19 protein-coding genes are annotated in these 21,272 nt (G+C 71.5%); 8 read left to right on the top strand and 11 right to left on the bottom strand.

Annotated features, from left to right (window positions below):
* Positions 1-79 precede the first annotated feature (79 nt).
* Together SCMU_RS01090 and SCMU_RS01085 are read right to left on the bottom strand one after the other, a co-directional pair.
* Positions 80-1,003 carry an MBL fold metallo-hydrolase gene (locus SCMU_RS01090; RefSeq protein WP_229231128.1) on the bottom strand — a complete coding sequence of 308 codons (924 nt, stop codon included), beginning with the start codon at positions 1,001-1,003 and terminating at the stop codon, positions 80-82.
* Positions 1,004-1,015: 12 nt separating this feature from the next.
* Positions 1,016-2,434 (bottom strand): aldehyde dehydrogenase family protein, encoded by a 1,419-nt coding sequence (locus tag SCMU_RS01085; protein ID WP_229231127.1) that lies wholly within the window; start codon positions 2,432-2,434, stop codon positions 1,016-1,018.
* Between the two features lie 213 nt (positions 2,435-2,647).
* Between SCMU_RS01085 and SCMU_RS01080 the strand changes: the two genes are divergently transcribed.
* Entirely contained in the window at positions 2,648-3,448 is an 801-nt protein-coding gene (locus tag SCMU_RS01080) for an SDR family oxidoreductase (protein ID WP_229231126.1), read from the top strand.
* On the opposite strand, the gene SCMU_RS01075 is transcribed toward SCMU_RS01080, so the two are convergent.
* The 3 genes from SCMU_RS01075 to SCMU_RS01065 form a co-directional block, all read right to left on the bottom strand.
* Entirely contained in the window at positions 3,372-4,739 is a 1,368-nt protein-coding gene (locus SCMU_RS01075) for an alkaline phosphatase family protein (protein WP_229231125.1), read from the bottom strand. The genes SCMU_RS01080 and SCMU_RS01075 overlap by 77 nt on opposite strands.
* Positions 4,740-4,840: 101 nt before the next feature.
* The gene (locus tag SCMU_RS01070; protein ID WP_229231124.1) at positions 4,841-6,919 is read right to left on the bottom strand and encodes a phosphocholine-specific phospholipase C; all 2,079 of its coding nucleotides are present in this window, start codon (positions 6,917-6,919) and stop codon (positions 4,841-4,843) included.
* Between the two features lie 216 nt (positions 6,920-7,135).
* Positions 7,136-7,891, bottom strand: a complete 756-nt coding sequence (locus tag SCMU_RS01065) for a MerR family transcriptional regulator (protein ID WP_229231123.1) — start codon at positions 7,889-7,891, stop codon at positions 7,136-7,138.
* Between the two features lie 227 nt (positions 7,892-8,118).
* On the opposite strand from SCMU_RS01065, the gene hisC reads away from it, so the two are divergent.
* Positions 8,119-9,204 carry a histidinol-phosphate transaminase gene (gene hisC / locus SCMU_RS01060; RefSeq protein WP_229231122.1) on the top strand — a complete coding sequence of 362 codons (1,086 nt, stop codon included), beginning with the start codon at positions 8,119-8,121 and terminating at the stop codon, positions 9,202-9,204.
* A 16-nt stretch (positions 9,205-9,220) separates the two neighbouring features.
* Complete coding sequence (locus SCMU_RS01055; RefSeq protein ID WP_229231121.1) at positions 9,221-10,924, top strand: thiamine pyrophosphate-binding protein; 1,704 nt, start codon at positions 9,221-9,223, stop codon at positions 10,922-10,924.
* Here the strand turns inward: SCMU_RS01055 and SCMU_RS01050 are convergent.
* The 4 genes from SCMU_RS01050 to SCMU_RS01035 form a co-directional block, all read right to left on the bottom strand.
* A complete protein-coding gene (locus SCMU_RS01050) occupies positions 10,921-11,214 on the bottom strand; it encodes a helix-turn-helix domain-containing protein (RefSeq protein WP_229231120.1) in 294 nt (97 codons plus the stop codon). The genes SCMU_RS01055 and SCMU_RS01050 overlap by 4 nt on opposite strands.
* Positions 11,160-11,948 (bottom strand): AraC-like ligand-binding domain-containing protein, encoded by a 789-nt coding sequence (locus SCMU_RS01045; protein WP_229231119.1) that lies wholly within the window; start codon positions 11,946-11,948, stop codon positions 11,160-11,162. Before SCMU_RS01045 ends, SCMU_RS01050 begins: the two co-directional genes overlap by 55 nt.
* Before the next feature lie 53 nt (positions 11,949-12,001).
* Positions 12,002-13,120, bottom strand: coding sequence for an LLM class flavin-dependent oxidoreductase (locus tag SCMU_RS01040; RefSeq protein ID WP_229231118.1), 1,119 nt, complete (start codon positions 13,118-13,120; stop codon positions 12,002-12,004).
* A gap of 70 nt (positions 13,121-13,190) precedes the next feature.
* On the bottom strand, positions 13,191-13,673 hold the full coding sequence (locus SCMU_RS01035) for a flavin reductase family protein (protein ID WP_229231117.1): 483 nt from the start codon (positions 13,671-13,673) through the stop codon (positions 13,191-13,193).
* A 128-nt stretch (positions 13,674-13,801) separates the two neighbouring features.
* On the opposite strand from SCMU_RS01035, the gene SCMU_RS01030 reads away from it, so the two are divergent.
* The 3 genes from SCMU_RS01030 to SCMU_RS01020 are packed head-to-tail and all read left to right on the top strand — an operon-like array spanning position 13,802 to position 17,239.
* Positions 13,802-14,644, top strand: coding sequence for a cyclase family protein (locus SCMU_RS01030; protein WP_229231116.1), 843 nt, complete (start codon positions 13,802-13,804; stop codon positions 14,642-14,644).
* Positions 14,641-16,374, top strand: coding sequence for a thiamine pyrophosphate-binding protein (locus SCMU_RS01025; protein WP_229231115.1), 1,734 nt, complete (start codon positions 14,641-14,643; stop codon positions 16,372-16,374). Before SCMU_RS01030 ends, SCMU_RS01025 begins: the two co-directional genes overlap by 4 nt.
* 49 nt (positions 16,375-16,423) lie before the next feature.
* The gene (locus SCMU_RS01020) at positions 16,424-17,239 is read left to right on the top strand and encodes a PaaX family transcriptional regulator (RefSeq protein WP_229231114.1); all 816 of its coding nucleotides are present in this window, start codon (positions 16,424-16,426) and stop codon (positions 17,237-17,239) included.
* A gap of 3 nt (positions 17,240-17,242) precedes the next feature.
* Here SCMU_RS01020 and SCMU_RS01015 read toward each other — a convergent pair whose 3' ends face one another.
* Positions 17,243-18,004: an alpha/beta hydrolase family protein gene (locus SCMU_RS01015; RefSeq protein ID WP_274602911.1), complete on the bottom strand. Its 762-nt coding sequence runs from the start codon at positions 18,002-18,004 to the stop codon at positions 17,243-17,245.
* On the bottom strand, positions 18,001-18,483 hold the full coding sequence (locus SCMU_RS01010) for a cupin domain-containing protein (RefSeq protein ID WP_229231113.1): 483 nt from the start codon (positions 18,481-18,483) through the stop codon (positions 18,001-18,003). Before SCMU_RS01010 ends, SCMU_RS01015 begins: the two co-directional genes overlap by 4 nt.
* A 165-nt stretch (positions 18,484-18,648) precedes the next feature.
* On the opposite strand from SCMU_RS01010, the gene SCMU_RS01005 reads away from it, so the two are divergent.
* Together SCMU_RS01005 and SCMU_RS01000 are read left to right on the top strand one after the other, a co-directional pair.
* Entirely contained in the window at positions 18,649-19,731 is a 1,083-nt protein-coding gene (locus SCMU_RS01005) for an MBL fold metallo-hydrolase (protein ID WP_229231112.1), read from the top strand.
* Entirely contained in the window at positions 19,728-21,218 is a 1,491-nt protein-coding gene (locus tag SCMU_RS01000; protein WP_229231111.1) for an MFS transporter, read from the top strand. The genes SCMU_RS01005 and SCMU_RS01000 overlap by 4 nt, the downstream gene beginning before the upstream one ends.
* Positions 21,219-21,272 lie beyond the last annotated feature (54 nt).

The following is a 21,272-nucleotide window of genomic DNA, read 5'->3' as shown; positions in this document are numbered from 1 at the left end:
CATGCCGCAGGAACGAACCGAGCGCCCCCACTCGCGCAGGGGCGCTCTTCCACGATACGGCGTCCTTCGCGGGCCGGAGTCAGGTGCGGGCCGGCTCTGGCGCGAGCGCGAATCGTTGGCCGGGCTTCGCCACGGTGACCTTGCCCGCGAATTCGGTCCGCACGCCGTCGGCCCACTCGTCATCGGTCGCGACCCCGGCGAGGTGTGAGAGCACGACGTGCGGAACGCCCGCCGCCGTCGCGATCCGACCGACCCCGTCAGGGGTGGTGTGGGAGATCTGCTGGTGGTTGAGGAACTCGGGCGAGAAGTCGCGCTCGGCGAAGAACGCGAGGTTGACGGCCTCGTGCACGAGCAGGTCCGCGCTGCGGGCCAGCCGGGCGACGTTGGCGCACTCGGTCGTGTCCCCCGAGATGACCACCGATCCGTACCGGGTGTCGAAGCGGAACGCGAAGGCCGGGAAGACGGGCGGGTGCTCGACGAGGATGGCGGTGACCGTGACGAACTCATCCTCGTAGACGGCGAACGGCTCCATCGCCGGGGTGTGCTCGGGGCCGGCCGCGGCGATGCCCGCGGGCAGCGGGATGTCCACGGGACGCACGATCTTCCTCAGGTCCGGGCGGCCCTCATCCACGATGCGGATGCGGATGTCGTAGTCGTAGGCCGCGAGGATCGAGGACACCATGGCGGACGTGTCCGGCCCGGGGCCGTAGATCGGGACATCGTGCTCGAATCCCTCGACCGGCGCGCCCCAGTTCCAGAGCAGGTACGCGGGCAGCTCGCCCACGTGATCGGAGTGGAGGTGCGTGACGAACGCCGCGCGAAGATCCTTGCCGCGCAGCCCCGCGGCCTGGGCCTGGCGGGTGCAGCCGAGGCCGAAGTCGACGAGGTAGTGCGCGCCGTAGACCACTACCGCCGTGGCGATGCCGGGCGCGCCGCTGCGGATGGCGGGGCCGGCCGCGGTGCCGAGGGTGATGACCTCCAGGCCCGTGGTTGCGTTGTCCATGTGCAGTCCTCCTCAGTTCCCCGCAGTGGCCGCGGCCGACGGCGCTGCCGCCTGGGCGGGCGCGTGGGCGCGGGCGTTGATGGTGCGCAGCTCGAGGTACGGCTCGAGCCCCCAGTGCCCGCGCTCGCGGCCGATCCCGGAGGCCTTCCACCCGCCGAAGGGCGCGTCGAGCTCGACCTGGGTGTGCTGGTTGATCCACACCGTGCCCGCCTCGATGGTGCCGGCCAGAGCCTCGGCGCGTTCGAGGTCCGGGGTCCAGACCGACGCGCCGAGACCGAACTCCTGGGCATTGAGCTGGGCCACCAGGGAGTCGGGGTCCTCGTAGGCGACCACGGGCAGGGCCGCGCCGAACTGCTCGAGTGCGACGAGCGGCGTCGTGAATCCCGCCCCGGCCACCACGGTCGGTTCGAGGAAGTACCCCGGGAGGTCGGTGCCGCGGCCGCCGCCCGCGGCGAGGCGCGCCCCGGCGTCGAGCGCGCCGCGGACGAGGCCCTCGACGAGCTCGAGCTGGGACCGGTTGTGCATGGGGCCCATCGTGGTGCCCACGGCGATGCCGTGGCCGACGGCGATCCGGCTCGCCTCCGCGGCGATCGCCTCGACGAACTCCGCCTCCCGCGCGGCCGGCACGAAGACGCGCTTGACGGCCATGCAGACCTGGCCGGCGTTGCGGAATGCCGAGCCGACGATGCCCGCGGCGGTGAACTCGGCGTCCGCGTCGGGCAGGACGATGGCCGGGTCGTTGCCGCCGAGCTCGAGCGTGACCCGCTTGACGGTCGGTGCCGCCTGCGCCGCGATCGCGGCGCCGACCTCGGTCGAACCGGTGAAGGAGATCTTGCGGACACGCGGATGCTCGCTCAGGGCGCGGTTGACCTCGCGCCGGCCCGTGACCCACTGGACCACGCCGGCAGGGACGAACTCCGCGACCGCGTCGATGAGCGCGATCGTGGACAGCGGCGTGGTCGGGGACGGCTTGGCGATGACCGTGCAGCCGGCCGCGAGCGCGGGGGCGAGCTTGACGCTCAGCAGGGAGATCGGGAAGTTCCACGGCGTGATGGCCGCGACGACGCCGACGGGGCGGCGCTGGACGCGCAGCGAACGGCCCTGACGCTGAGGGAGTTCCTCCTCGTCAGCCCATTCGAGCCCCGCGTAGTAGTCGAACACGTCCGCAGCGACGAGGACCTCGCCGACGGCCTCGCGCAGGACCTTGCCCTGCTCGAGCGAGAGCGTCCGGCCGATGTCGGCCGAGCGTGCGCGCAGCGCCGCCGCGGCGAGCCGCAGCGCCCGGCCGCGCGCGCCGCGATCGGCAGCCCACCCCGCACCGGCGGCGACGGAGCGCGCGACGGCGGCGTCGACGTCGTCCGCCCCGTGCATCGGCGCGGTGCCGACCAGCTCGAGCGTTGCCGGGTCGTGGACCTCGTAGGTCGCAGTCATGAGGGCTCCTTCCGCGAAAACCCGCGCGGTGGCGCTTTGGGCCATCCGCCGTTCTCTGGCTCCAAGCGTCGCGGCGGCGGGTCCGCGGGACAATCGCGGCGCTCCGTCCAGTGGAAAACCCGGATTGCCCGGCCGTCTCAACGCAGAGACAGTAGTCGCAGAGACCACCACCTGCGGTCACCGCCGCATGATCATCATCCCCAGGAGGCACCCATGGACCACGAGCTCGTTGGACGGACCGTCGTCGTCACCGGATCGGCCTCGGGCATCGGCGCGGCCACCGCTGAGGCCCTGCGGGCCCTCGGTGCGAGGGTGATCGGCGTGGACCGCAACGTGCCAGAGGGCGCCGCTGACACGGTGCGCGCCGACCTCTCCACCCCCGAGGGCGCCGCGCTGGCCGCCGAGTCCGTGCGTGCGCTCGCGCCGCGGATCGACGGCATCGCCAACATCGCCGGGGTTCCGGGCACGGCGCCGTGGCAGACCGTCCTCGGGGTCAACGTCCTGGGCCTGCGCGCCTTCACCGACGCGCTCCTGCCCGCGGTGAGCGAGAACGGCTTCGTCACCAACCTCGCCTCCAACGTGGCCGACGGCTGGGCCGAGAGGACCGCGTCCATTCAGGCATTCCTCGGACACGCGGACGCTGCGGAAGCCCTCGCGTCCGTCGCCGACGACGCCGAGGTGACTGACAACTCGTACCGCTTCTCGAAGGAGTGCGTGCGCGTCCTGACGCAGACCATGGCGGCGGAGGCCCTCCCCCGGCACGTGCGGGTGAACTCTGTCAGCCCGGGCCCGGTCAACACGCCGATCCTTGATGACTTCAAGCGGGACCACGGAACGGCGAAGGTCGAGGGAGCCATGAACCTCACCGGCGGGGCCGCGACGCCCCAGTCCATCGCCGGTGTGGTCGCCTTCCTGGCCACGGACGCCGCGCGCTGGGTCAACGGCAGCGACATCCGCGTCGACGGCGGGCTCGGCGCCTACCGCCTCCAGCAGGCGATTGCTGTGCATGCCTGACGAGTGAGGAGCGACGGCCCGCCCCCCGAGGTGGGGGCGGGCCGTCGTGATCCGCTGCTCGCGGAGTTGCACTCAGCCGGTGTGCTGGGGGCGCTCCCCGGTCACGGGCGGAAGAGCTCCTCGAACGTGCCGGAGGTGGTCGGCGAGCAGGTGTTGGCGAGGCAGCCGAGGTGCCACATCTGCTCGATCGTGGAGAGCATCGTGTAGTGGTCGGCGAGCTTGCCGCTGGTCTTGTGCGGGCCCTGGGGGCCGAGTTGATCACGATGAAGGGGGCGTCTCCGCCGCCGAGCACCGTGCCGTTGGCACCCACCGGGCTGCCGGGGCCGCCCGAGTAGCCGGAGTAGTCGTTCTCGTCCCACGCGAGCACGATGCTCGAGTTGGTGGTCTTCCACGTGGTCGAGTCCATGATCTCGTTGACCTGCTGCTTCACGTAGTCATCGCCGAGCTTGATCGCGCCGTGGTCGAGACCCGAATCGGGGTAGCCGCAGGACGGCAAGCCGACCAGCGCCGCACTCGACGGGGAGACGCCGTGCATGTCGTGGCACTGGTCAGGGCTGATCCAGACGAAGTTCGGCACGGTGTTGTCCGCGAGGTCCTTCGAGAGGTTGTTCTCGAGTGGAACGATCTTGGACGTCCGCGCCGGGTTGTCCACGATGTCCGAGAAGTACATGAACGGGTTGTGCTTCTGGGCGTACAGCTTGACGGTCTTCGGTCCCGAAGGCGTAGCGACGGTCGGCGCGTACTCGACGTTCGAGCCCGCAGACGGCATCGACTGCATGTACGCCTTCCACGTCTTCCCGCTGGACTCGAGCTGGTCCACGATGTTCTTGCCCGAGAACATGTGCGGCGTGGCCGAGGCGCTGGCGATCTGGGCAGGCGTGAGCGAGGCGGTGTCGGTGGAGTCGCCCGAGCCGGGGACGAACTCCTCCGGGGCGCACGTGACGTCGGCGCCGGCCTTGCAGTCGTCCCAGATGCCCTGGAAGTCCCCGGAAATGGCGGCGAGGTAGTTGACGAGGCTGGGGTGCGTCACACCGTGGTAGTTGGTGGCCTCGTTGTACTTCTGGGCCAGCGACGTGATGAACGGCGCGTCTGCGGTGTTGCCGACGATCTGGTCGCGGCCGTGGTTCTCCATCATGATGACGAACACGTGGTCCGGACCGCTCTGGGCGTGCGCGCCGGCAGCTCCAGCAGAGGCTGCTGTGGCGGCGACGGCGGCGGTGCCGGTCAGCGTGACGGCGGCGGCAACCGCCACCACCGCCCCGGCGGCGCGGCTCTTGAGCACCTTGAGCATGGGGATGTCCTTTCGGGTTGTGCCCCGGGCAGGCGGGGCATGGATGTGTTAAGGGCGTCGGAGCATGTGCCTGGCAGGGGGTCCCCTGCCAGGCACCGTGGTCAGCGGCCCAGCTGGGGGTCGCTCGTGAGGGTGCGGGCGTTCTCGAGCCGTCCGGCGAGGACCCGGATGAGCTTGGGGTCGGCCGAGGCGGTGACCGTGAGGTCGTACCATCCGCCCTGAGTCGGGACCACGACCGTCTTGCCCTGGCCCGGGTTGAGCGACAGCGACTGCGACCCAGCGCCGTAGGCGTCCTTGAGCGTGAGCTCGGCCTTGGCCGGTCCGGCGTTCTCGATCCGGAACTGCGCATGAGGGGCGGCACCGTCGGCCGTCACCGTCACCCGGAGGTCCGCGGCCGCCGTCGTGCCGGCGAAACGGCGGTACCAGCCGTTGGGGCCGTGCATGTGCACGTCATACTCGGCGCCCAAAGCCCACGCGGCGTCCAGCGATGCGGCGGCACCGATCGTGTAGGAGTACGGCGCCTGCGGCAGGAGGTTGGAGCGCACCTGCACGTGCGCGCCGGATGTTCCGCGGTTGGTCCAGCGGGCGGTGAGCCTCCCGCCGTCGAGCGTCGCCTCGACGTCGAGCGCGTAGCCGAGCCGGCGGGACGGCCGCGTTCCCTTCTCCTGCGAGGGCATGACGTTCGCAGCGGGCGGAGTGGGGACGTAGTTCGGGTACTTCTTCCCACTGGCGATGTCGGCCGCGCTGGGGTGGTCCGCCGACATGTCCGGCAGGGCCGGCACGGTGCCGCCGGCGGCGGAAAAGTCGAAGGCGCTCGTGAGATCGCCGCAGACCGCGCGGCGCCACGGGGTGATGTTCGGTGAGGCGACGCCGAAGCGGGTCTCGAGGAAGCGGACGATCGAGGTGTGGTCGAACGTCTCGGAGCAGACCCAGCCGCCCATGCTCCACGGCGAGACCACGATCATCGGCACGCGGACGCCGAGCCCGAAGTGCCCGGGGACGTCCTTGCTGCCGTACGAGGTCGGCGTCCCGTCGTACCACTCGCCGTCCGTGGTCACTGTGGACGCGCCCGGGATCTGGGGCGTGTTCGGGTGCGGCGGGACGATGTGGTCGAAGAAGCCGTCGTTCTCGTCGTACATGAAGAAGACGGCCGTCCTGCTCCACACCTCGGGGTTGGACGTGAGGATGTCCAGGATGTTCGCGGCGTACCACGCGCCGTAGTTCGGCGGCCAGTTCGAGTGCTCGGTGTAGGCCTCGGGCGCCACGATGTAGGACACCTGGGGCAGCGTCCCGGTGGCGACGTCCTGGCGGAAGATGCGGAAGAGGTCGTCGTGCCCGTTGAGGATGTTCGTCCCGGTGCGGGCCTTCTCGTAGAGCGGCGAGCCCGGCGCAGCGTTCTGGTACTGCTTGAAGTACAGGAGGGAGTTGTCGCCGTAGTTGCCAATGTAGGGGTTGCCGGTCCAGCCCTCGTAGTGCGCCGGGTCCAGGCCCTCGCCGATGTCCTGGTAGACCTTCCAGCTCACCCCGGCCTTCTCGAGCTCTTCGGGGTAGGTGCTCCACCAGTAGCCGTTCTCGCCGTTCCACAGGTCCGGGCCTCCTCCCCGCCGGTGCGGGTCGTCGCCTCCCGTGAACATGTAGTAGCGGTTGGGGTCCGTGGGGCCGAGCACCGAGCAGTGGTACTGGTCGCACACCGTGAAGGCGTCGGCGAGCGCGAAGTGGAACGGGATGTCGCGCCGTTCGTAGAAGGCCATCGTGGCCTCCGACTTGGCGGGCAGCCACTTGTCGTACTTGCCCGCGTTGAAGGCCTCATGGGTCATCTTCCACGAGTGGTCGAGGTCCTCCATGAACTGCATGCCCAGGTTCGGGGCCGTCGGGTGGTACGGGAGGACGTCCCGTGTCCCGTTGTTCTGGTAGAAGGCGCTCTTCCCGCCTGGCAGAACCGCGGGGTGCGGATCCGAGAATCCACGCACGCCCTTGAGCGTGCCGAAGTAGTGGTCGAACGCCCGGTTCTCCTGCATGAAGACCACCACGTGCTCGACATCCTTGATGGAACCGGTGGCCCGGTTCGCAGGGATCGAGGCTGCACGTGCGATGCTCTGGCCGAGCATCTGGGAGACCGCAGTGCCGGCGGTCGTCACGGCTGAGAGCTGGAGGAAACGTCTGCGGTTCAGGCTTGTCATGGGCTGCTCCTAGTGCGCACTGCCGGATAGAACCCCCAGGCGGTCCGAGCGAAAGGTGCGTGACGGCCGGACCGAGCCTCGCCCAGCATTGTGGTCAGACCTTACGTCCCTGTGAACGGCCTATGACGGTTTCCCGAACCCGCCGGGAATGGCAGCCAACGGGGCGCACGACGGCGGGTTCCCGACCGCCGTCGTGCGCCCCTGCGCGCCGAGCTGCTACAGCTCCCTGTCCGCGTACGCGTGGAGGGCGTCGCGGACGAACGCCGCTCCCCCGGTCCCGCCGTAGTTCTTCGCGAAGCGGGGGTCCGCGACGTACATGTCGGCGAGGCCGAGCACGTACTCCTTCGCGGGGCCGTCCGGGTAGCCGGGCGTGCCGGGGATGCCGGCGAGCCACTGCACGTGGCGGGCCGCGAGCGCTTGGGCGGCGGCGCCGTCATGCGGCTCCCCGGCCGCAAAGGCGGCCTGCCAGTCTGCACTGAGCTGCGCCACGCGGTCCTGCCATGCCTTCTGGCCGTCGGGGCCGAGGCCCCGCCACCACGCATCCGAGTCGGCGTAGGCCTTCTTGCCCCAGCGTTCCTCGACCTCGTCCTTGTACTGCGTGTGGTCGAACCCATCGAACATGTCCTGTGCCATGAGCTGGCCACCTCCTTCCATCTGCCGAATGGTCATCTCCACGGCCCGCGCCTGCCGCGCGAGCCGCTCCCGCTCCTGCCGCAGCCAGTCCAAGTGCGTGCGCAGCGCGTGCACCGGATCGGTCTGGTGGGCGAGCACGTCCGCGATGGCCTCGAGGCCAAGCCCGAGCTCGCGGAGCAGGAGGATCCGCTGGAGCCTCACGAGGGCGTCCTCGTCGTAGTACCGGTAGCCGTTGTGGCCCGTGCGGGTGGGCTCGAGCAGGCCGATGCTGCCGTAGTGGCGCAGCGTCCGGCTCGTGGTCCCCGCGAGCTTGGCGACTTCCTGGATGCTCCAGTCCATGTGTTCCCTCCTTGCGTTAAACCACCGTAAGAGTTGACGTTGCGTCAAGGTCAAAGGACACGGGTCAGTAGTGAGCAATTTGCCACCTCAAGAGCCGTATCAAGCTAGCAGAAGCGACACTCTGTGCTGCTCAAGAGAGGTAACTTGTCCAGTGGCCTCCCTCACATCTACGGTCGTGGCAAGCAATGCACAGGCCCCCGCGGCCACACACACCACTGGAGGCCGGAGTGACCATCTCCCAGCGCGCAGGACTCGACGCGATCCCGCCGTACCGGCAGGGGTCCGCCCCCGCAGCGGCGGGCGGGCTCGAGCCGCACAAGCTCTCGTCCAACGAGAACCCGTACCCGCCGCTTCCGTCGGTCGTTGCCGCGGTCGCGGCCGCGGCGGCCGACCTCCACCGCTACCCCTCCATCGCCGCGAACCGGCTCAAGGAGGCCCTCGCGCTCCGTTGGGGCGTCGGCGTCGAGAACATCGGGCTTGGCGCAGGCTCGGTGGAGGTCGCCTCGCAGCTCATCCACGCGACCACCGACCCCGGGGACAGCGTCATGTTCGCGTGGCGCTCCTTCGAGGCGTACCCGATCCTGGCCACGGTGGCCGGGGCGGTCCCCCAGCCCATCCCGCTCGCGGCCGACGGCGCCCACGACCTCCCAGCCATGGCCGACGCGATCACCCCGCGCACCAGAATCGTCTTCCTCTGCAACCCCAACAACCCCACGGGGACGGTGCTCACGGCGTCCGCCGTCGACGAGTTCCTCCGGGCGGTCCCCTCGGACGTCCTGGTCGTCATCGACGAGGCATACCTCCACTTCAACCGCCACCCGGACACCGCCGTCGGCATCGAGCTGTTCCGCGGGCACACCAATGTCGCGGTGCTGCACACGTTCTCCAAGGCGTACGGCCTCGCGGGGCTGCGCCTCGGGTACGCCGTCGGCCCCCGCGAGCTGATCGAGACCCTCGGCAAGGTCGCCGTCCCCTTCGCGGTCACGGCCCTCGCGCAGGAGGCGGGCGTCGCCTCACTCGCGGCCGAGGACGAGCTCGGGGAGCGCATCGAGGCCCTCGTCGCCGAGCGCGACCGGGTCTACAGGGGGATGCTCGACGCCGGCCTGCCGGTCCTGCCCTCCGAGGCCAACTTCCTGTGGCTGGACGCCGGGGCCAACACGGAGGCCCTTGCACGTCTCTTCGAGGAGCGCGCCATTTCGGTCCGGGCATTCCCCGGCGAGGGCCTGCGCGTCTCGATCGGCACGCCGGAGGCCAACGATCGCGTCCTCAGCACCGCCCGCGCCGCCGCCTCGCTCCTCGCGCCCCAGCACTGAAAGAGAACCCACGACCATGACGAGTACCGCCCCTGCCCTCGTGTCCACCGCAGCCACCGTCTCCGCAGCGGTCACCGTCTCCGCCGCGGTCGCGGAAGTGGTCGCGGAGCGCGCCGAGCACCTCTTCGGACTCATGGGCAACGGCAACGCCCACCTGATCAGCCACCTCACGTACCGGGGCTTCCCGTTCACCTCGGCCCGGCACGAGGCCGCCACGGTCACGATGGCAGACGCCTGGCACCGGGCCACTGGCAAGGTCGGGGCCGCGACGACGACCTACGGGGCCGGGTTCACCAACACCTACACCGCGCTGGCCGAGGCGCGGATGGCGCGTATCCCCCTCGTCCTCGTGGTCGGCGACGCTCCCAGCACCGGGGCGCGGCCCTTCGACATCGACCAGTCCATGGCCGCCTCCGCCGTCGGCGTCGCCACGCTCATCGCGACCCCTGCGAACGCCGTCGCGCTCGCCCACCGGGCGTTCGACCTCGCCGTCCAGACCGTCCAGCCCGTCGTGCTCTCGATCCCCTACGACGTCGGGACCGCTCCGCTGGCCGAGCAGGTCAGTCTCGACCCGCTTCCGGCCAAGCCGGTCTGGAATGCCGATCCGGCCGAGCTCGACCGGATCGCCGGGCTGCTCTCGGCCGCGCGGCGCCCGCTCGTGCTCGCCGGGCGCGGGGTGGTGCTGGCCGACGCCGCCGCGCCCCTTCAGGAGCTCGGCGACCGGCTTGGGGCACTGTTCATGACCTCCGTCATGGCCGCGAACGTCGTCACGGGCCCGTGGAACCTCGGCGTCGCAGGCGGGTTCACCCGCACCCACCGCCTCGAGCTCGCCCGGGAGGCCGACGTCGTGCTCGTCGCGGGTGCGTCCCTGAACACGTTCCAGTCCCGCTACGGCACCCTCTTCGCGCCCGGGACACGGGTGATCCGGATCGACAACGAGCCGGCGGAGGACCTGGCCCACCCGCAGGTCACCGACTACCTCCGCGCCGACCTCGCCCCCGCCCTGCAGGCCTTGGCCGAGCGGGTCCCCGCTGCCGAGCCTGGCCGCACGTGGCGGGCACGGGTGCCCGAGGCCGCGGGCGAGGAGTTCCGCTCGTCCGAGCCGGTCGAGGACCCCGCCGAGTTCGGCCCGGACGGCCGCCTCAACCCCCGCGCCGCCGTCGCCGCGCTCGAGCGGATCCTGCCGAAGGAGCGGTCAGTGGTCATGGACGGCGGGCACTTCATCGGCTGGGCCCCCATGTACCTGTCGGTCCCCGACCCCGGGGCGATGGTTCTGGTCGGGACCGCGTTCCAGAGCATCGGCCTTGGATTCGGGTCCGCGGCCGGGGTCTCCGTCGCCCGGCCCGACCGCACGACCGTGTTCGTCACGGGCGACGGCGGAGGGCTCATGGGCCTGGCGGACTTCGAGACCTTCGTGCGGGCCACCCGCCGCGGGGTCGTCGTCGTGCTCAATGACTCCGCCTACGGCGCCGAGCTGCACCAGTACGCCTCGAAGGGGCTGGACCCGACGGCCATGCTGATCGACGAGGTCGACTTCGCCGCGCTGGGCCGCGCCCTCGGCGCCCGCGGGGCGAAGGCCCGCAGCCTGGCCGACCTCGCCGCCCTCGAGCAGTGGCTCGCGACCGGGGAGGACGGCGTGTTCGTCCTCGACGTCGCCATCTCCCAGAAGGTCGTCGCCGAGTTCATGGCCGCCTCGCTCGGCGCCGGCAAGAGGCTCTAGCCGGCCCGCAGCGTGGCCGACGGCGACTCGCCGAACCGCTCGGTGTAGTAGGCGGCGAACCGCCCGAGATGGCTGAAGCCCACCCGCGCGGCGACGGAGGCCACGGTGCGGCCGTCCCGCCCGGCCCCCACGAGAAGGGACCTGGCGCGCTCCAGCCGGAGCCGGCGCAGGTACTGGGCGGGCGGCATGCCGACGTGCTCGGCGAAGGCGGTGTGCAGTTGGCGTGGGCTGATCTTCACCGCGGCGGCGATGTCCTCGATCCGCAGGTCCTCGCCCAGATGGGCCTCCATGACGCGCCGGGCCTGGCGCACGTACGCCGGCCCCTGGCCCCCGGCGCCCGAAGCCACCGGGCCCGGACCCACGGCGCGTGGGGCCGCCGCGCCAAGATGGGGGGCGCGAGGCCCATGGCCATCGTGGACAGGAGGGAGGAGAGCAGGGCGCCCTGGGTGATGTCGTCGGTCTCGTCCCCCGCCCCGAGGACGCGGCACGCCTCCAGCCAGGCCGACTGCACGAGCGATGGGGAGGCGAGCCGCAGCGGCCGCTCGGAGGAGAGCTCGAGGGGGGCGCCGAGAGGCCGCGCTAGCAGGGACTCGAGGTGGGCCTCGACGGCGTCGGCTGCGACGGAGCCCACGAGGGCCCCGCGCCCGGGGTCCGGGCCCATGAGCGTGCCGTGGCAGGAGCTGAGCGCGAAAGGCTCGCGGGCCACCCACCGGTGGCCGTTCGACTGGACGTCCATGGGGCCGAGCGGGAGCACGACGACGACCTGCCGCCCGGACGGAGGGCTGTCCACGAGCACGGGCGCGCCGTACGCGACGTGGACGATCCCGAGCGGGCCGAGCGCGAGGCCGTCGACCGCGCCCGAGAGCTCCCGCGAACCGCGCAGGCGGAGGGCATGATGCTCCTGAGTCAGGCCGTCGACGGCCTCGCGGATGACCTTCGGCGAGTGGCTGCGCACGAGTGGCCTGCCGCCGAGGATCCCTGTGGTGCCGGGGGACGATTCGGGCGGCAGGCTCACTGCAGTCACGGTGCCTCCTCGGAAATGACCAGTCGGTCGATTCTACCGGAGCGTGACGGGCGTCACAACGTCGCGAGAGAACCGTTGGGCAGCCGGACTCCCCTCGCCTCGAGCCGCGGCAGGACCTCCTGCGCGAAGTACGGCAGCTCGCCCGCGTAGTCCACGAAGGCGAGAGTCATGCCGTCGAACCCGGCGAGGTGCACGCGCTCGATGGCGTCAGCGACGTCGTCGGGCGTGCCGAACATGGGAAGGGACCCGTGCCCGGACGCGAAACGGCTGCGCATCGTCGCCAGCATCTCCGGGGTGAACGACTGCGCGTGCAGGCCCTGGAGGCCCATGAGGTAGTCGACCGCACCCCAGTCGGCGTTCTCCTCCGCGTAGTGCACGTACTCCTCGGCCTCGGCGCGGGTGGAGCGGCAGACGACGTGCCCCAGGGTCAGCACGCCGACGTCGCGGCCGTGCTCCGCGCGGGCCTGCGCCTTGAGTCCGGCGGCGATCCCGGCGCCGGTCTCGGTGTCGGGGATGATCGTGAACACGAAGTCCGAGTTCCTCGCGGCGAACTCGCGGCCCTGCTTCGAGGACCCGGCGTTGAGGACAGGCACGCGGCCCCCGTGCGGCTTGGGCTCGGACTCGATGTGCTGCAGGTTGAAGTACGTCCCGGCGTGGTCGAAGATGTCGCTGCGCGACCAGGCGTCGCGGATCACGTCCCACCACTCCTGCGCGAAGGCGTAGCGGTCGTCGTGGGCCTGGGGCATGTCCACGCCCATCGTCTCGTACTCCGGCTGGTTCCAGCCGGCCACGATGTTCAGGCCCGCGCGCGAGCCGCCGCCGATCTGGTCGAGGGTCGCGATGGCCTTGGCGATCGCGAGCGGGTGGTTGAACGCGGTGTGGATCGTGGAGAACACGTTGATGCGCTCGGTCGAGGCCAGGATGCCGGCGGCCCACACGACCGGGTCCAGGACGTGGCCGTGGAAGTTGGTCTCGCCCTTGTAGCCGATCCACCGGGCGATCGGGAGGAGGAAGTCGATGCCGGCCTCGTCCGCGATCTTGGCGAGGCGGAGGTTGTCCTCCCAGCTCGCGCTCCAGCGCTCCTCGATCTTGGTCACGGCGAGGCCGCCGGAGCAGTTGGGGGAGAAGATGCCGAGCTTGAATCCGCGGCCGTCGAGGATGCTGCGTGTCATGGTGAACTCCTTCGTTCGGGGTGGGCTGGTTCTGCTGGGTGGGTGGATTGGGGTGTGATCGGGGCAGCGCTCACGCTCCGCGCAGCGCCCGGAGGTCGAGCGGGAGCGCGCCGTCGCGCTCCTCGATCCTCTCCACGCGGCCGACGACGATCGCGTGGTCGCCGCCGTCGTACGCCCGCCACACGCGGCAGTCGAGGCGGGCGACGCCGGCCTCGAGCGCCGGGGTGCCGAGGCCGGTCCGGGCGGAGGCGAGGCCGGAGAACTTGTCCGCGCCCTTGGCGGCGAAGCGCGGGACGAGCGCGGCGTCGTCGGCGGCGAGGATGTGCACGGAGAACGAGTCCGAGGCCATCCACGCCTCGAAGCTCGTCGACGCGCGGTCCACGCACCACGAGACGAGCGGCGGATCGAGGGAGACGGAGGTGAAGCTGTTGCAGACGAGCCCGATGGGCCCGCCTTCGGGGTGCGCGGTGATGACCGTGACGCCCGTGGTCCAGTGGCGCATGGTCTGCCGGAGCGCGTGGGCGGTGACGGGCGGTGCAAGGACTGTTTCCATGGTGACTGACCTCCAGAGGTCTGCCCCGGCGGGTAGGTTTCGGGGATGGCATCGATGCTCCCGGGTGGCGGCGGGCGGCGGCTATCCGCTGACTGCGGTCTGCTGTCCGATTCCTGCGGGAGGCCGTGATGCAGCCCACGTCCACCTGCAAGACTGTTGGCGGCCGCTGCCCGTTCGGACGAAGGAGTCCACCATGCCTGCCCACCCTCATCGAGTCGCTCGCCGCCGGGACGACCCGCGTCGTCGACCTCACCAACCGGCTCTCCTCCGAGACGCCGACGCTGCGGCTGCCCGAGCCGTTCGCGAACCTCGTGGACTTCAGCCTCGAGGAGGTCTCGGCGTACAACGAGCCGGGCCCGTTCTGGAAGCACCACAACATCTCCACGGGGGAGCACATCGGCACCCACCTCGACGCGCCCGTCCACTGGGCGAGCGGCAGGGACGGCAAGGACGTGGCGTCCATCGAGCCGGCCCGCCTCGTCGGCCCAGCGTGCGTCCTGGACGTGAGCGCGCAGGTGGCCGAGGACCCCGACTTCCTCGTGGACATCGAGCACATCGAGGCGTGGCAGGCCGAGCACGGTCCCCTGCCCGAGAACGCGTGGCTCCTGGTCCGCACCGGCTGGGACGCCTACGCCGCGGACCGGGAGCGCTTCCTCAATGCTGACGAGAATGGGCCGCACTCCCCCGGCTTCACGGCCCGCTGCGCTCAGTGGCTCGCCGAGTCTGTCCCGCTCTCCGGGGTGGGTGTCGAGACGGTGGGGATCGACGCTGGCGCCGGGGCGACCCTCGAGCCGCCGTTCCCGATGCACTATTTCCTCCTCGGGCATGACAAGTACGGCATCACCTCGCTGCAGAACCTCGGCGAGCTCCCCGCCACGGGCGCGCTCGTCATCGTCGCGCCGCTCCCGATCGTCGGCGGCACCGGCTCCCCCGCCCGCGTCCTCGCGTTCGTCCAGGACGGCGCCGCATGAGCACGGCGTCCGCGCCCGCCATGGCCCGGACGGTGGCCGACGTCGTCGCCGAGACCCTCGCCGGGCTGGGGGCGGGGCACTGCTTCGGGGTGGTCGGCTCGGGGAACTTCGCGGTGACGAACGCGCTCGTGGCGAACGGCGTGCCGTTCACCGCTGCCCGGCACGAGGGCGGGGCAGCGACCATGGCGGACGCGTACGCGCGCATGTCCGGCAGGGTCGGCCTCGTCTCGGTCCATCAGGGCTGCGGGCTGACCAACGCCACGACCGGGATCGGGGAGGCGGCGAAGTCCCGCACCCCGATGATCGTCCTCGCCGCCGAGGCCGCTGGCGCCGCCGTCCACTCGAACTTCGCGATGGACCAGGCCGGGCTCGCGCGCTCCGTCGGGGCCGTGGCGGAGCGGGTGCATTCGGCCGCCTCCGCCGTCGCTGACACGGTCCGGGCGTTCCGCTCCGCGCTCGAGGGCCGCCGCACCGTGGTGCTGAACCTGCCGCTCGACGTCCAAGCGCAGGTGCTGCACACCACAGCGCACGACGCCGGCCACGCGCCGTCGTCCGCCGCCTCGCCGCTGCTGGTGGCGCCGCCGGCCCCGGTGCGTCCGGCGGAGGAGAGCGTGCGGGCGTTTGCCGAGCTGCTCGCGAGGGCCGAGCGGCCCGTGTTCGTCGCCGGCCGCGGCGGGCGCGGCGCGCGGAAGGAGATCCTGGCCCTCGCCGAGCACGCCGGCGCGCTCGTGGCCACCTCCGCGGTGGCCAAGGGCCTCTTCGCCGGGGAGCCGTTCGGCCTGGGCATCTCCGGCGGCTTCTCCTCGCCCACGAGTGCGGAACTCATCGCCGGGGCGGACCTCATCGTCGCGTTCGGGTGCGCCGTGAACATGTGGACCATGCGGCACGGGAACCTCATCGGCGAGGGGGCCGCCGTCGTGCAGGTGGACCTTGACCACGGCGCCCTCGGCGCGCACCGGCCGGTCACGCTCGGCGTGCTCGGGGACTCCGGCGCAACTGCCGCCGCGGTCCTCGAAGCGCTGGCCGGGGACGCGCCGCGCACCGGCTACCGGAGCGAGGAGGTGCGCGAGCGCATTGCCGCCTCCTCGCGCTGGCAGGACGTTGAGACCGAGGACCTCTCCGGCCCGGGCGGCGACGGCCTCGACCGGATCGACCCGCGCGTCCTCACCCGTCGCCTCGACGAGCTGCTGCCGGCCGAGCGGATCGTGTCCGTGGACTCGGGGAACTTCATGGGCTACCCCAGCCAGTACCTCGACGTCCCCGACGAGTTCGGGTTCTGCTTCACGCAGGCCTTCCAGTCGATCGGGCTGGGGCTCGCCACGGCGATCGGCGCGGCGCTCGCCCAGCCGGGCCGCCTGCCCGTGCTGGGGTCAGGGGACGGCGGGTTCCTCATGGGGCTCTCCGAGCTCGAGACCGCCGCCCGGCTCAGGCTCCCCCTCGTGTGCATCGTGTACAACGACGCCGCGTATGGCGCGGAGGTCCACCACTTCGCCGCCGGCGACCCCGGGGTCGACGTCAGCACCGTGACCTTCCCCGAGACGGACATCGCCTCGATTGCCCGTGGGATCGGCTGCGAGGCCGCGACCGTGCGCACGGTGGCCGATCTCGACATCGTCGAGCGCTGGCTTGGCACGGGCCACGGCAGGCCGGACAGGCCCCTCGTCCTCGACGCGAAGGTCGCCTCGGACGGCGGCGCCTGGTGGCTGCACGAGGCCTTCAAGGGCCACTGACCCCGACGCATAGGATGTGAGGGTTCCTGTCCCTGTCCCGAGGTAGTCCATGCCGCCCCGCACGAATCCGCTCCTCCAGGAGCTCGTGGTCACGCTCTATGGCCTGTACGCGGATGGGGAGCTCGGCGAGCTCCCCATCGCCGGCCTCATCCGCCTGCTGGCGGGCCTCGGCGTCGAGGAGCAGGCGGCGCGCGCCACGGTCTCGCGCCTCAAGGGCAAGGGCATCCTGCGCCATCGCCGCGAGGGCAGCACGAGCCTGTACTCCCTCAATCCCGGCATCTTGGACCTGTTCCGTGCCGACGACGAGCGCATCTTCGCGCCGTTGCGTTCCACGCCCCAGGACCCGTGGGCGCTCATCGTCTTCTCGGTCCCCGAGGCACAGCGAAACCGCCGTTATGAGCTGCGCACCGAGCTCGTGAGTCTCGGCTTCGGATTCGTCGCGGCGGGCGTGGCGATCGCCCCCCGGACGGTCCTGGACCAGGCCCGCGAGCGCCTCGAGGCCAGGGGCCTGGACGGCTTCACCGAGTGCTTCGCCGGCGACTACCTGACCGGCGCGGACATCCGGGCCAAGGTCGCGGCATGGTGGGATCTGGCTGGCCTCGATGAGCAGTATGCCGCCTTCATCGCCGACTACGAGACCATCGAGGGCCCCAGCCCCGACGGCGCCGAGGCGGACCAGGCCGCCTTTGCCGTCTACGTGCCCATGCTCACCCGCTGGCGCCGTTTCCCCTACCGTGACCCGAACCTGCCCCTCGAGTTCCTGCCCGAGGGCTGGCCGGCCCCCAGCGCGAAGGCTGCCTTCCTGCGCCTGCACGCCGAACTGGCGGGGCCCGCCGCGGAGCATGCGCGGCGGGCCCTCGCTTAGATCTCAGCGCACGACGGCGGCCCCCGCCATCCAGCCGACCGTCGCCTCCCAGTGGGGCCCGGCCGAGTCGATCGCCCCCAGATGATCCAGGCCCGGGACCTCGAGCAGTCCCACGGACTCCCCCGCCGCCGACGCCGCCGCCACGAAATCGACCGAGTGCGCGAGCGGCACGCGCGTGTCCGCGTCGCCGTGGACCACGAGGACGGGCCGCCCCGAGCCGAACGCCCGCACCGGCGACGCGGTGGCGTACACGCTGCCCAGCTCCGCCGGGGAGCCGCCGAAATACTCGGCGGCGGCGCCGTCGCCAAGATCCTCGCCCCACACGCGCGCGGCGTCCGTCACGGGGGCGAGCGCCACGACGGAGTCCACCCCGCACGTGGGAGCCCGGGCGGCAAGCAGCGCGAGCTGCCCACCCACCGAGTGCCCGATCGCCACAAGGGGTCCGTCCCAGCGCCGCCGCCACGCGCCCCCGGCGATCGCCGTCGCGGCCGCACGGACGTCGTCGTCCGGCGCGGGCCACGGACCGGCGGCGCCGCGACGGTATTCGACATTCGCCACGGCCCAGCCGCGCGCCGTGAGGTCCGCCGCGAGCCGGTCCATCAGCCGGAGCGTGAACCGCTCCCGCCAGTAGCCGCCGTGCACGAGGAGCGCGACGCCGCGCGGCCGCGAACCCGGGGCTGGGTCGATGAGCTCGACCCGCTGCTCGGGGTGGTCGCCGTACCGCACCACGACGGGCGTCGGGCCGACCCCGTGACGGCCGCTCACGCGCCTGGGACGGCGCCCGGCGGGAGGAAGTCCACATCGCGCAGGGCCGAGAGCCGCACGACTTCCTCGGGGTCGGTCAGGTGATTCAGCTCGTCGAAGAGCTTGCTGAGCTGGCCGGCCGGGCTGACCCAGAAGAGCGACTTCCCCGGCTGGTCGGCCCGGTTGTAGTAGGCGTGCGGCAGCCCCTTCGGCATACGGACCGTGTCGCCGGGCCCGGCGGTTGTCCACTCGCCATCGAGGTAGAGCGTGTAAACGCCCTCGAGGACATAGATGTGCTCGTCCTGGGTCGGATGCACGTGGGGCGGGACGCCCGTGCCGGTGGGGTCGAGGGAGAGCCATGCGAAGCTCGTCGCAGACTCGACCTTGGCGAGGTACGTGTGGCCCAGGACGTTCCACGTTTTGTTGCCCATGGCTTCGCTCGCAAGGGTGATGCCCTTGGGGAGGTCTCCGAGGACGATCTCCTGGCTGGTCGGCTCCATTGCCTGTTCCTTTCGTCGAACCTTCATCCGTGAACGTGCCGCCAGCATGGCACGTTCAGGCGGCAATATGCAACACCTCTTGCGATCGACAAATTAGCTATATATGTTGTAGCTCACACGCTGGCCAGCGGACCGTTCCCCCGACACCCGACGAAAGGCCACGCCATGACCTCCCCACCCCGCGCAGCCGCCCCCAAGCGCGGCATGACCGTGCACGCCCTCGGCACGGGAGGCGGACCCATTGTCTCCGCGAGCCGCGCGGGCACCTCGACCGCCGTCGTCGTGGACGGCGCCGCCTACCTCATCGACGCAGGCATGGGCAGCATCCGCAACTACCGCTCGCACTGCTCGTGGGCCCAGCTGCGCGCCGTCCTCCTCACCCACCACCACTCAGACCACCTCTACGACCTCGGCGCCTACCTCGTGACCGGATGGGAAGTCCCCGGCGAGTCCTTCTCGCGGCCCGTGCGCGTCCTGGGCCCCGGCCGCGCGGCGCTCAAGCGCGGGCGTACCACGACAGGCACCGCCGACATTGTCGAGGCCCTCCTCGGCACGGTGTTCAGCTCGGACATCGCGGTGCGCCGGGAAGACGAGGGCCGCGGAGACCCCCGTGCCTGGATCCTGGCCGAGGACATCACCGTCCCCGGCGGGGCGGGCACGGACGAATCTACCCGTCATCCGGAGCTGGAGCCGTTCGAGGTCTACCGCGACGAGCTGGTGACGATCACCGCGACCCTCGCCGACCACCGCCTCTGCTACCCCGCCTTCGCCTTCCGCGTCGACTCCGCGTACGGCTCGGTGGTGATCTCCGGTGACACAGCACCCTCCGCCAACGTGGAGCGCCTGTCCGAGGGGGCGGACCTGCTCCTGCACGAGGTCATCGACCTCGACTCGATCCTTGCGACGTTCCCGGACGGGCCGTCGCGCGCCGGCATCGAGGTGCACCTGCGTGAGTCCCACACGCCCTACAGCGAGGTCGGAAAGGTCGCCGCCAACGCGGGGGTGCACGGCCTGGTGCTGCACCACATCGTCCCCAACACTCCAGGCGCCGCAGACCTCGATGCCATCCTCGTGGGCGCCCGCGCTGACTTCGCCGGCCCGGTCGCCATAGCGGAGGACAACGACGTCTTCAGCGTAGGGCAGCCGCCCGGCCCAGAAGGTGGCGGCACGCATGACGGCGTGCATCGCCTCGAGCGCGGGGCGGTGCCCGGCGTCGTCCGCGCCGAGCTCGCCGGGAGCCTCGCATGAGCGCCGCACCGCAGCTCGCCGACCACACCCTCCGGGCGGCCATCGCGAACGGCAGGATGAACCGGCGCGCGTGGCTGGTCACCGGCATGCTCGTCGTATTCCAGATCATCAACTTCGCCGACAAGGCGGTCCTGGGACTCGTCGCGGACCCCGCGATGCGGGACCTGGGGCTCAGCGCCGGGGAGTTCGGCCTGATCGGCAGCTCGTTCTTCTTCCTGTTCGCGATATCCGCGGTCGTGGTGGGATTCCTCGCAGGACGTGTCCATACGAGATGGATCCTCCTAGCGATGGGAGTCTCGTGGGCTGTCATCCAGCTGCCCATGCTCGCCGGCGGGGGCGCAGCCGTCCTGCTCGTCACACGCATCCTGCTCGGCGCGGCGGAAGGGCCCGCTACCCCGATCTCGCTCCAGCACGCCCACGGGTGGTTCTCGCCCGCCGAGCGCGGGCTCCCCAGCAGCCTCGTCGCCGCGGGGTCCACGCTCGGCCCGATCGTCGCGGCCCCCATCCTCGCGTGGATCATCGCGCACCCCGAGCTCGGCTGGCGTTGGGCCTTCGGATTCCTGGGCGTCATCGGCCTCGTATGGTCGCTCGCGTGGCTGCTCGTGGGCAGGGACGGCCCCTTCAGCCACATGGCGAAGAACGCCGCCGCCCGCGGCGGTGGGGCCGCGCACGACGCCGGGGACGCGCCGTCGGCCGTCAGCTCACCTCCCGCGGGGACAGGCACTGCAGGGCCGGCGCCGGCTCCGAGCGCTTCGGCGAGCATCGCGGAGAAGGCCGACGCCCTCGCGGTCGTGCCGATCCGGCGGATCCTGGGTACCCGCATGTTCGCGGTGGCGGTCCTCGCCGGCGCTGGCTGCTTCTGGGCGCAGGGGTTCCTCACCACCTGGTCGCCCAAGTACCTCGCGTCCGTCGTTGCGGTCTCCCCCGAAGCCATCGGTGCCCTCTCGACGCTCCCATGGATCGTGGGGGCAGTCGCGCTCCTTGTGCTCGGGTACGCGTCGCGGTTCCTGATGCGCCGCGGGGTGACCGTGCGATGGGCCCTGGGCGCGCTCTTCGGCGGAACACTGCTTCTGTCCGGGCTCTGCTTCCTGCTCCTGCCGGGACTGCACGGTGCTGCGGCCATCGTGGCTGTGACCGTGGGCGCCGGGTTCGCGATGATCTATCCGCTCGCGCCGACAGCGGTCGCGTTCTGCGTCTCGTCGCGCCAGCGCGCCGCGGTGATGGCGACGCTCACGGGCTTCGCCTCCCTCGGCGGCGTCGTTGCGCCCGCCATGGTCGGGGCGCTCATGGACGCCGCCGGATACGTGCCGGCACCGAAGGGCGTCAAGGAGAGCGCCGCGATGATCGCTCGGCTCACGGCGGGCATGGACACGTCGTTCTGGATGATCGGCGCATACCTCGTCGCGGTGGGGGCGCTCAGCGTCCTGCTGCTGAACCCGGACCGCACCGCGGCCCGGCTCCAGGAGAAGTTCGCGTTCAGGGGCTGAGCCTCGGACGGACTGGACCCCCGGTTCCGGACAGAACCACGCGCCACAGACGGC

It is taken from the genome of Sinomonas cyclohexanicum, assembly GCF_020886775.1.
Classification (GTDB): Bacteria; Actinomycetota; Actinomycetes; order Actinomycetales; family Micrococcaceae; genus Sinomonas; species Sinomonas cyclohexanicum.
This window is presented reverse-complemented; position numbering and strand designations above follow the sequence as displayed.